Source organism: Pseudomonas sp. FG47 (assembly GCF_057809115.1).
This window is the reverse complement of sequence record NZ_JBMDJI010000068.1, coordinates 1-10,888: the sequence shown is the minus strand read 5'-3', so window position 1 is coordinate 10,888 and position 10,888 is coordinate 1. Positions and strand designations below refer to the sequence as shown.

At 64.9% G+C, this 10,888-nt stretch carries 9 protein-coding genes; all 9 read right to left on the bottom strand.

The genetic code is table 11. The annotated features are described in order from the left end of the window. Positions 1 to 210: 210 nt before the first annotated feature. The 9 genes from ACODS5_RS24330 to ACODS5_RS24290 all read right to left on the bottom strand — a co-directional run bounded on the left by ACODS5_RS24330 (position 211) and on the right by ACODS5_RS24290 (position 10,635). Positions 211 to 1,215, bottom strand: coding sequence for a diguanylate cyclase (locus tag ACODS5_RS24330; RefSeq protein ID WP_489109855.1), 1,005 nt, complete (start codon positions 1,213 to 1,215; stop codon positions 211 to 213). Between the two features lie 51 nt (positions 1,216 to 1,266). Continuing rightward, complete coding sequence (locus ACODS5_RS24325; protein WP_489109854.1) at positions 1,267 to 2,280, bottom strand: chemotaxis response regulator protein-glutamate methylesterase; 1,014 nt, start codon at positions 2,278 to 2,280, stop codon at positions 1,267 to 1,269. Beyond that, positions 2,277 to 4,559 carry a hybrid sensor histidine kinase/response regulator gene (locus ACODS5_RS24320; protein WP_489109853.1) on the bottom strand — a complete coding sequence of 761 codons (2,283 nt, stop codon included), beginning with the start codon at positions 4,557 to 4,559 and terminating at the stop codon, positions 2,277 to 2,279. The genes ACODS5_RS24325 and ACODS5_RS24320 overlap by 4 nt, the downstream gene beginning before the upstream one ends. Beyond that, entirely contained in the window at positions 4,556 to 5,203 is a 648-nt protein-coding gene (locus tag ACODS5_RS24315) for a chemotaxis protein CheW (RefSeq protein WP_489109856.1), read from the bottom strand. Before ACODS5_RS24315 ends, ACODS5_RS24320 begins: the two co-directional genes overlap by 4 nt. 8 nt (positions 5,204 to 5,211) lie before the next feature. After that, the gene (locus ACODS5_RS24310) at positions 5,212 to 6,468 is read right to left on the bottom strand and encodes a CheR family methyltransferase (protein WP_489109852.1); all 1,257 of its coding nucleotides are present in this window, start codon (positions 6,466 to 6,468) and stop codon (positions 5,212 to 5,214) included. Next, entirely contained in the window at positions 6,465 to 6,971 is a 507-nt protein-coding gene (locus tag ACODS5_RS24305) for a chemotaxis protein CheW (RefSeq protein ID WP_489109851.1), read from the bottom strand. Before ACODS5_RS24305 ends, ACODS5_RS24310 begins: the two co-directional genes overlap by 4 nt. 5 nt (positions 6,972 to 6,976) lie before the next feature. After that, positions 6,977 to 8,599, bottom strand: coding sequence for a methyl-accepting chemotaxis protein (locus ACODS5_RS24300; protein WP_134689581.1), 1,623 nt, complete (start codon positions 8,597 to 8,599; stop codon positions 6,977 to 6,979). A 128-nt stretch (positions 8,600 to 8,727) separates the two neighbouring features. After that, complete coding sequence (locus ACODS5_RS24295; protein ID WP_134689582.1) at positions 8,728 to 9,411, bottom strand: tellurite resistance TerB family protein; 684 nt, start codon at positions 9,409 to 9,411, stop codon at positions 8,728 to 8,730. 117 nt (positions 9,412 to 9,528) lie between these two features. Further along, positions 9,529 to 10,635, bottom strand: coding sequence for an NADH:flavin oxidoreductase/NADH oxidase (locus ACODS5_RS24290; protein ID WP_489109850.1), 1,107 nt, complete (start codon positions 10,633 to 10,635; stop codon positions 9,529 to 9,531). Positions 10,636 to 10,888: the final 253 nt, after the last annotated feature.

Below are 10,888 nucleotides of genomic sequence, written 5' to 3'. Positions count from 1 at the left end.
GCCTCCTGAAGTCGCAATTTGTGTCGCCTGAACTATCGCGCGCTTAGAAGCAAAAGCAAAAGCAAAAACAAGAGCAAAGAGCAAAGAGCAAAGAGCAAAGAGCAAAGAAATTTGGCTCTTAGTCTCGGCCCGTCATTTCCTCTTACCGGTAAGCCGGCTCGCGCAGGATGAATACAGGCTGTAAAACTTCAAGCCCCTGCGGGAACACACTTAGGCAATCCCAACCTGATTACGCCCATTGTTCTTGGCCAGGTACAGCCCTTTGTCCGCCGCCGAGATAAGTTGCCGGCAATGGCTGCCCACACTCGGTGTAAGGGTCGCCAAGCCAATGCTCACGGTCAGGTGCGAGGCCATCTCGGGCGCCGTGTGGGCGATGTTCAACCCCATGATGGTCTGACGCAGCTTCTCGGCAATCAACCGCGCACCACCCGGCGAGGTATTCGGCAACACCAGGGCGAACTCCTCGCCACCATAGCGCGCCGGCAGGTCAGTGGGCCGCGAACAGCAGCCACGGATCGCCTCGGCCACCTGGCGCAAGGCCTCGTCACCAGCCAAATGGCCGAAACTGTCATTGAACGCCTTGAAAAAATCCACATCGACCATCAGCAACGACAACTGCTGCTGTTCACGCATCGCCCGGCGCCATTCCAGCTCCAGGTACTCATCGAAGTGACGGCGATTGGACAACCCCGTGAGCCCATCCGAGTTCATCAACCGCTGCAGCATCAGGTTGGTGTCGAGCAACTGCTGCTGGCTCACACGCAAAGCCCGGTACGCCTCATCACGCTGCAGCAAGGTCAGGTAAGAGCGCGAGTGGTAGCGGATACGCGCCACCAACTCGATGGTGTCGGGCAACTTGACCAGGTAATCGTTGGCCCCGGCGGCGAACGCAGCGCTCTTGACCAGCGGGTCTTCCTTGGTCGACAGCACGATGATCGGGATATCCTGGGTGGCCGGGTTGTTACGGTACTCGCGCACCAGCGTCAGGCCGTCCAGACCGGGCATGATCAGGTCCTGAAGAATCACCGTGGGCTTGATGCGCATGGCCTGGGCCACCGCCTGGTGTGGGTCGGCGCAAAAGTGGAAGTCGATGTTCTCCTCGTGGGCCAGGCCACGACGCACCGCTTCGCCGATCATCGCCTGATCGTCTACCAGCAGGACCATCGCCGCACTTTCGTTGATGGTCGTAAAACCTTCGATTGGTAGATCATTCATCCGTAGTCACCCGATCACTGCCGCAGCGGCGGCGTGACTCAATACATATCGTCATTTCGAAAAGATTTCCATCAGCCGCCCGGCAATACGCTCCAAGGGGCGGATCTCCACCGCCGCGTGGATCGCCGCGGCGGCCTTGGGCATGCCGTACACCGCGCTGCTCTGCTGGTCCTGGGCGATGGTCAGGAAGCCCCGCTCGCGCATCAGCTTCAGGCCCTGGGCGCCATCGCGGCCCATGCCAGTGAGCAGCACGCCCACCGCGTCACCCGACCAGTAACGCGCCACGCTCTCGAAGAACACATCGATCGAGGGCCGGTAGATTTCGTTGACAGGTTCGGCAGTGTAGGCCAGTTCGCCGTTCTTCAGCAGGCGGATGTGGTGGTTGGTGCCTGCCAGCAGCACCTGCCCCGGCTGCGGCGGCTCGCCTTGGCGCGCCAGGCGCACCGGCAGGCCGGATGCCGAGCTGAGCCATTCAGCCATGCCGGCGGCAAACACCTGGTCAACATGCTGGACCAGCACGATGGCCGCCGGGAAATCGTGCGGCACCCCTTTGAGCAATACCTCCAGGGCTGCCGGCCCCCCCGCGGAAGAGCCAATGGCCACCAGGGCCCGCCGCTGCGAGACGTCGCGCAGCGGGACGGCGACCGCACGCGGCGCGCTAGGCCGCTGCTGGCCGATCAGCCAACCGATATTGAGGATCTTGCGCAGCAACGGGGCCGCGGCTTCGCGGGCATCCCCGGCCCCCAGCGCCGGGGTGTCGACCACGTCCAGGGCGCCGTGGCCCATGGCCTCGAACACCCGGTGCACGTTCTGCTTGCGGTCTACCGTGACAATGACGATGGCGCACGGGGTCTCGGCCATGATCCGCCGAGTGGCCTCGACGCCATCCATCACCGGCATGATCAGATCCATGAGGATCAAATCCGGCGTCTGTTCGGCGCAGCGCTGCACCGCCTCGGCGCCATTGCCGGCGATCCACAGCACCTCATGGGCCGGTTCGAAGGCCAACGCCCGACGCAAGGCCTCCACGGCCATGGGCATGTCGTTGACGATGGCGATCTTCATCCCTGAGCACCTCCGATCAGTTCCACCACCGCGTCCAGCAACGCATCATCGTGGAAGCTGGCCTTGGCCAGATAATAGTCGGCGCCGGCATCCAGGCCACGGCGGCGGTCTTCCTCGCGGTCCTTGTAGGACACCACCATCACCGGCAACGACTGCAAGCGCTGGTCGCGGCGCACGAGGGTGACCAGTTCGATGCCGTCCATGCGCGGCATGTCGATATCGGTGATCAGCAAGTCGAAATCGTCGCTGCGCAGCGCGTTCCAACCGTCCATGCCATCCACCGCCACGGCCACGTCGTAGCCACGGTTACCCAGCAGCTTGCGTTGCAGTTCGCGTACCGTGAGCGAGTCGTCGACCACCAGGATGCGCTTGCGCGCAGCACCCTTGCCACTGCGGCTACCACGCTCGATACGCTCCAGGCGGCCGGTGCTGAGCAGCTTGTCGACAGAGCGTAGCAGGTCCTCGACATCGATGATCAGCACCACCGAGCCATCATCGAGCAAGGCCCCGGAGGAAATGTCCTGGACCTTGCCCAGGCGCGGGTCGAGCGGCATCACCACCAGCACCCGTTCGCCGATCAGGCGCTCCACCGCCACCCCATAGAGCTGGTCACGTTCACGAATCACCACCACTCGCAGGCTCTGTTCATCACCCGGGGTGGCTGGCCGGTTGAGCAGTTGGCTAGCGGCCACCAGACCGATATGTCGCTCGTCGTGCCAGAAATGCTGGCGTCCTTCGATCTGCACGATAGCCTCGGCCGGAACCTCGACGGTGCGTTCGATATGCGCGAGCGGGAAGGCATAGGCCTCGCCACCGACCTCCACCACCAGGCTGCGCACCACCGACAGGGTCAAGGGCACTTCGAGGTGGAAGCAGCAACCTTGCCCCGCGACCTGGGTCAGCTCGATCGAGCCGCGCAGCTCGCGAACCATGTGCTGCACGGCATCCAGGCCAACGCCACGGCCGGACACCTCGGTCACCGTGTCGCGCAGGCTGAAGCCCGGCAGGAACAGGAACGTCAGCAGTTCGGCCTCGCTCATCTGTGCCACGGTCTCGGCCGGCGACAGCGCCCGCTCGACGATGCTCTGGCGCAAGCGCTCAAGGTCGATGCCGGCGCCATCATCGGCCAGTTCCAGGATCAACAGGCCGGCCTGGTGCGAAGCGCGTAGGCGTACCGTGCCCTCGCTGGGCTTGCCCGCCAGCAGCCGGCGCTCGGGCAGTTCGATGCCGTGGTCGACGGCATTGCGCAGCAGGTGGGTCAGCGGTGCTTCGAGTTTCTCCAGCACATCGCGGTCGACCTGGGTTTTCTCGCCCTCGATCACCAGCCGCACCGGCTTGCCCAAGGAACGGCCGAGGTCACGGACCATGCGACTCTGCCCGGCCAGCACGTCGGCGAACGGGCGCATGCGGCACGCCAATGCGGTGTCATACAGCAACTGCGCGCGCTGGCTGGCCTGCCAACCGAACTCGTCCAGATCGGCAGCCTGCTGCAGCAGGATCTGCTGGGTTTCAGCCAAAAGTTGCTGGGTCTGGGCCAGGGCCTCGAGCACTTCCGGGCCCTGGCCGCTGTCCTCCAGTTGGCTCTTGAGGCCGTCCAGGGCGCGCATGCCCTGCCCGTGCATACGTTTGAGGCGCTGCAAGGTAGCCAGGTAGGGTTTCAAGCGCTGGGTCTCGACCAGCGACTTGCTCGACAGGTCGAGCAAGCTGTTGAGGCGATCGGCGGTCACCCGCAGCACCCGCTCGCCGCCGTCGCCACCACGCTTGCCCACTTTACGCGCAGCGGCAGTTTCGGGCTCGGGCTCCGGCTCGCTGGGTACAGCGGGCATGACGATGGGCTCGAGCGGCAGCGGCGCGACAGGCTGCTGCAGCGGCGCCATCACCACTGCCGTCGCCGGGTCAAGCACCGCCGCCATCTGCGCCAGAAACGCCGGGACCATCGCCTCGCCAGCCGGGTCGCCCGGCGTGGCGATGCGCATCAACAGATCGGTGCCCTGCAGCAGGACATCGATATGTTCCGCACGCAGCAGCAGGCGCCCCTCCTGGGCCGCCACCAGACAGTCCTCCATCACGTGGGCAACGCTCACCCCGGCATCGATGCCGACGATACGTGCCGCGCCCTTGAGGGAATGCGCCGCGCGCATGCAGGCTTCGAGCTGGTCGGGCTGGGCCGGGTTGCGCTCCAGCGCCATCAGGCCCGCGCTGAGCACCTGGGTCTGTGCCTCGGCCTCCAGGCTGAACAGCTCGAGCAGCGAGGCGTCGCGCATTTGCTCCGGGGTCATGACAGGCTCCGCTTCACGGCTGACATCAGCTGTTGTTCATCCAGCACGCGCACGCTGCGCCCACGCCACTGCAACACAGCCGTGGTGAAATGCGCGGCGTCGCGGCCATTTTCCTGGCCGGCGAGGTCGAGGCGGTGGATGCCGTCGATCTCATCCACCGCCACCACCACCGGCCCGCCCTCCGCGGCAAGGATCAGCATCCGCGGCATGGCCCGGCCATCGCGCTGTGCATGAGCTTCGGCCGGCAAGCCGAGCAGATCGGCTAGCGACAGGCAGGGCACCAAGGCCCCACGCACATTGGCCACCCCCTGCAATACCCGTGAACGCTGGTGCGGCAGGGAGTGCACCGATTGCAGGGGGGAAATTTCGCTCAGGCAGGCGGTGGCCAGGGCCAACCACTCCTCCCCCAGGCGGAACAACAGCAGCGAGCGACCGACGACAACCTGCACCGTCGCTGGCGCCGCGATCTCATCCTCCTGCAACAGCGCATAGCGGTCCAGCAAGCGCGTTGCAGCATCGGCATAGACTTCGCAGTTGCGGCAATGCACATGCCGCTCGAGCAATGGGCACTGCTTGTCGCCATGCACGCCAATGCGATTCCAGCAGTCGTCGATTGCCTGGTCATCGTGGGCGATCAGTTGCATGTCGTAACTCATCGTTCAGACTCCCTGCCCGCCCGCGCCGCACGTTCCTGCAGACGCCGGGCGCCCACCTCGTCCCCTTGCGAGGCCAGCAGCGCGGCCAGGTGCACCAGGGCTTCAGGGTGCTGGGGTTCGAGGTACAGGGCCTTGCGGTAATGGGTGATGGCCTGGGCGACTTCGCCCTGGGTGTCGCTGAGCAACCCCAGCCAATAGAAGATCTGTGCCTTGGGGGCAAAGTGGCGCAGGTAGCGCTCGCAGCCCTCGCGGGCCTGCGCGCTGTCGCCGGCATTGGCATGGCGAGCGATAGTCGCCAGCAACTGCGCCTCGCCTTCGGTCGCTGCGGGTTTCGCCGGCACCGTGGGGCGAGGTAGCGGCGCCCGTGGCGGCAGCGCCACGAGCCGCGGCGGCGGGCTCGCCGACGCAGGTTGGCGCGCAACAGGCAGCGGTTTGCTGAGCGGCGCAGGTACTGGCGGGTTGTCCTGGCGCACATAGGCGAACGACTGGGCAATACCCAGCGGACGCATGCCCAGGCGCGCCAGCAGGCTGCCTTCGGCAGGCCCGATGAACAGCACGCCCTGGGCCTGGGTCAGGTGCTTGAGCACCTCGAACACCCGCTGTTGGGTCGGCACATCGAAATAGATCAGCAGGTTGCGGCAGAACACAAAGTCATACAGGCCTTCGCGGCCCTTGAGCAGTGGGTCGAGCACATTGCCCACCTGCAGGCTGACCTGCTGGCGCACCCGCTCGGCAAGGCGATGAGCCTCACCGGCCTCGCTGAAGTAGCGCTCGCGAAACGCCAGGTCAGTGCCGCGGAAGGAATTGCGCCCATACACCCCTTGCTCGCCTTTGGCCACCGAGCTGGGGCTGATGTCGATGCCGTCGATGCGAAACGCACCCGGGTTGATCCCCGCATCGAGCAGCGCCATGGCGATCGAGTAGGGCTCCTCGCCGGTCGAGCACGGCAGGCTGAGGATACGCAGCGGCCGCGTGCCGGCCAATTCGGCCACGCGCTTGTGGGCCAGCCCGGCCAGGGCGGTAAAGGATTCAGGATAGCGGAAGAACCAGGTCTCCGGGACGATGACCGCCTCGATCAGCGCCTGCTGCTCTTCGCCCGACTGCTGCAAGCGCAGCCAGTAGTCATCCAGGTCGTCGGCCTGCAGCAGCGTGCAGCGCTGACGCAAGGCACGCTCGATCATGGGCGCGCCGACCGACTCCACGTCCAGTCCGATGCGCTCTTGCAAGAACCGGAAAAAGCGTTGTTCGTTCATGCGGGCACCTGCCCAGGCTCGGCCGGGTACAACAACGCCTGCACGTCGTCGCTGAGCAGGTCGTCCACTCGGATACGCTGCAGCAAGCCCCGCGCATCCTGGCGCACCGGCCCCAGGTAACGGGCCTCGCCGTTGTCCAGGCCATAGGGCTGGAACTCCTCGGGGTCGCAGCGCAGGGTGTCGGTGGCTTGTTCCAGGATCAGCCCCAGCTGCAAGCCTTGGCGATAGTGCACCAGGACCAGGCGTGTGCTACTGCGGTCCGCCGCCGGCACACCGAAACTCAGCGCCGAGAGGTCGATCACCGGTATCAACGCGCCACGATGGGCGAGCACACCGGCCACCCAGGCCGGCGCCTGGGCAATGGGTTTGAGGGCGCGGCGCGGCAGTACCTCGATCACCTCGCGTGCATCCAGGGCAAAGCGCTGGTCGGCGATGCGAAACTGCAGGTACAGCACACCATGGTCAGCCGAGGCTTGGGGCGCGTGGGCGGGCAAGTCGTTCATCGCCGTCAGACTTTGAACCGCGACACACCACCGCGCAGGCCCGCCGCCACCTGGCTCAGTTCATCGATGGCAAAGCTCGCCTGGCGCAGCGATTCCACGGTCTGGGTGCTGGCGTCGCTGAGCTGGGCCAGCGCCTGGTTGATCTGCTCCGCGCCAGTGGCCTGGGCCTGCATGCCTTCGTTGACCATCAGCACCCGCGGCGCCAACGCCTGGACCTGGTGAATGATCTGGCTCAGTTGTTCACCCACCTGCTGCACCTCGAACATGCCTCGGCGCACCTCCTCGGAGAACTTGTCCATGCCCATCACCCCGGCCGACACCGCCGACTGGATCTCGCGCACCATCTGCTCGATGTCGTAGGTGGCCACCGCGGTCTGGTCGGCCAGGCGACGTACCTCGGTGGCGACCACGGCGAAACCACGGCCATACTCGCCGGCTTTCTCCGCCTCAATGGCGGCATTGAGCGACAGCAGGTTGGTCTGGTCGGCCACCTTGACGATGGTGACCACCATCTGGGTGATGTTGCTGGCCTTCTCGTTGAGGATCGCCAGCTTGGCATTGACCAGGTCGGCGGCGCCCATCACCTGGTGCATGGTCTCCTCCATACGCGCCAGCCCCTGCTGGCCGGAACCGGCGAGGCTCGAGGCCTGGTCGGCGGCGCTGGTGACCTCGGTCATGGTACGCACCAGGTCGCGGGAAGTCGCGGCGATTTCCCGCGAAGTGGCGCCAATTTCGGTGGTGGTGGCGGCGGTTTCGGTGGCGGTGGCCTGTTGCTGCTTGGAGGTGGCGGCGATCTCGGTGACCGAGGTGGTCACCTGCACCGACGAACGCTGGGCCTGGGACACCAGGTTGGCCAACGACTCGGCCATCTCGTTGAAACCGCCCTCGATGGCGCCGAACTCATCCTTGCGGTCCAGGCTCAGGCGCATGCTCAGGTCGCCCGAACGCAGGCGGTCCAAGGCATGCACGATACGCTGCATGGGCGCGGTAATCGCGCGCATCAGCAGCAGGCCACATACGCCGGCCGCCACGATCGCCAGCAGCAGCGAGACGATCATGCTGCCCTTGGCCGTGGTCACGGCACCGACGATTTCGTTGGTCGCGGCATCGGCGGACTCACGGTTGCGCTCGATCACCTCGTTCAGGTGCTGGCGCCCTTCCTTCCAGGCCGGGGTGAGCACCTCGGCGATCAGGCGCTGGGCCTCGGCATAGTTTTTTTGCTGGTAGGTGGCCAGCACCTGGTCGACGAGCTTGACGTAGGCCTCTTCCAAGCGGGTGAATTCGTCGAAGGCAGCCTGGTCACTGGCCTCGCGAATGGTCGCCTGGTAACTGGCCATGTGCTTCTTGAGTCGATCGTCGAAGCTGTCGAACAACTGCTGGTCGGCAGTGGTGAATTCGCGGTGGTTGGACAGGCCCACCAACTGCTGGCTGGTGACATAGCTGTCGACCCAGGCGCTACGGATCATCGAGCTGTAGTAGAGGCCAGGAATGCTGTCGGACCCGACCGCCTCCTCGCTGGACTCGATCGCCACCAGCCGCGAGTAGGCGGCCACGATCATCAGCAGCATGATGGCGATGATCACGGCGAAACTTGCCAGGATCCGTTGGCGCAAGGTCCAGTTCTTCACATTCAGCCCTCAGGAATTCGATACGAGCGGGAAAAATCGCCGAAGTATAGCCCAGGCTTGTTGTGCAATCGCGGCTGAATGCTACGGGATTCAGGCGTCCCTGCCTGCTGGAATGGCCAAAAGCCGGTTCATTGACCCCCGGCAAGCCGGACCTGGTTCTCCAGCTCCTGGCGCAAAACCGGATCGAGGCGCAACTGACGGGCCAACTCATCGAGGTAAGCGCGCTCCATGAAGTTTTCCTGGTCGACCATCATCACGCTGGCCAGGTACATCTCGGCGGCCATCTCTGGGGTCTGCGCGGCGCGGGCCACCTCGACCGGGTCCAGTGGTTTGTTCAGCTCGGCATGCAGCCAGTGCTGCAACTCGCGATCGCTGTCCAAGCGGGTGAACTCGCCTTCGATCAACGCCCGTTCACGCTCATCGATATGGCCATCGGACTTGGCCGCCGCCACCAGCGCCCGCAATACCGCCTGGCTATGCTGCTCGGCCTGGGCCGGTGGCAGGCGGTCGAGGGTCTGAGGTTCACGATTGCCCTCGCCCTGGCGTGCCTGCCAATTGCCATAGGCCTTGTAGGCCAGCACACCAAGCGCGGCCAGGCCACCATAGGCGAGGGCCTTGCCGCCGTACTTGCGCGCTTGCTTGCTGCCCAGTAGTAGTCCCATGGCTCCGGCCGCCAGGGCGCCACCACCGGCACCGGAAAGCAGGCTGCCCAGGCCTGCCGTGCCCTTGTCACTGGTGCGCTTGCCTTGATGCTCCTGCAACAGCGACTGACCGGATCTGAGCAATTGATCGAGCAGACCGCGAGTGTTCATCTGGCATATCTCCTGAGGGTGAGGGAATCAGGGTAGGCCCACTCGCTGAATCCTCGCTTAACGCATTTGCATCCGGATGTTGCTCCTACGCTTTCAGTCCTCCGGTCTGCCGCGGAATCAGTCGCGAAGGTCCGACTCGTGGATCGGGTTGGCTCGGCTGGTGGCCCGCTGGTACTGGGCCGGCCAGGTGGCCTTGTTGCCGCCGAGGTCATCATCGGCGTGCAGCGGCCAATATGGATCGCGCAACAGTTCCCGGGCGAGGAAGATCACATCGGCCTGGCCGGTACGCAGGATATGCTCGGCCTGAGCGGGCTCGGTAATCATGCCGACAGTGCCGGTGGCGATTTCCGACTCCTTGCGTACACGCTCGGCAAAGCGGGTCTGGTAGCCAGGGCCGGTGGGGATCTCGGCATTGACCGAAGTACCTCCGGAGGAAACGTCGATCAGGTCGACGCCCAGGCCGCGCAGGCGGCGCGCCAGTTCGACGGTTTCGTCGGGGTTCCAGCCGTCTTCAACCCAGTCGGTGGCCGACACCCGCACGAACAGCGGCAACTCCTGGGGCCATGCCTTGCGTACCGCCTCGGTAACCTGCAGGGTCAGGCGGATGCGGTTCTCGAAACAACTGCCGTAGCTGTCGCGGCGCTGGTTGCTCAGTGGCGAGAGGAACTGATGCAGCAGGTAGCCATGGGCCGCATGGATTTCCACCACCTTGAAGCCTGCTTTCAAGGCGCGTTCGGTGGCTGACACGAAAGCGTTGACGACTCCCTGGATCTCGTCTTGGCTCAGCTCCTGCGGTGGCGTGTGTTCGGGGTCGAAGGCGATTTTCGACGGCCCCACCGGTTGCCAGCCGCCGTCTTCGGGCTTGACGCTACCGTGCTGGCCCAGCCATGGGCGATGGGTGCTGGCCTTGCGCCCCGCATGGGCCAGCTGGATGCCGGGGACGGCGCCTTGGGCGGTGATGAAGCGGGTGATGCGTTGCAGCGGTTTGATCTGCTCGTCATGCCACAAGCCGAGGTCTTCGGCGGTGATGCGACCGTCGGGGGTTACCGCGACGGCTTCGGTGATCACCAGGCCAGCGCCGCCGACGGCGCGGCTGCCCAGGTGGACCAGGTGCCAGTCGTTGGCCAGGCCGTCCATGGCGGAGTACTGGCACATGGGGGATACGGCGATACGGTTGGGCAGGGTCAATTGACGCAGGGTGTAGGGCTCAAGCAGCAGGCTCATGAGGGCACCTCCCAGGGACTCCAATGGTTTTTCCGGTCCGGGTGCTCGTTTTTCTCAGAGGGGTGGGCTCGGATCCGGTAGTTTCAGACTAGACCATGGGGGCGGGAGTGATTTCGGGTTGGGTTCGGGTTGGGTTCGGGTTTTATAGTGTCGGTTTTGTATCCTTTATGCGCATTCGTAGATGATGTCGACATATAGTCACCTTTTCGCCTTTACGGCGACCTACTTTTGCACGCGGGCAAAAGTAGGCAAA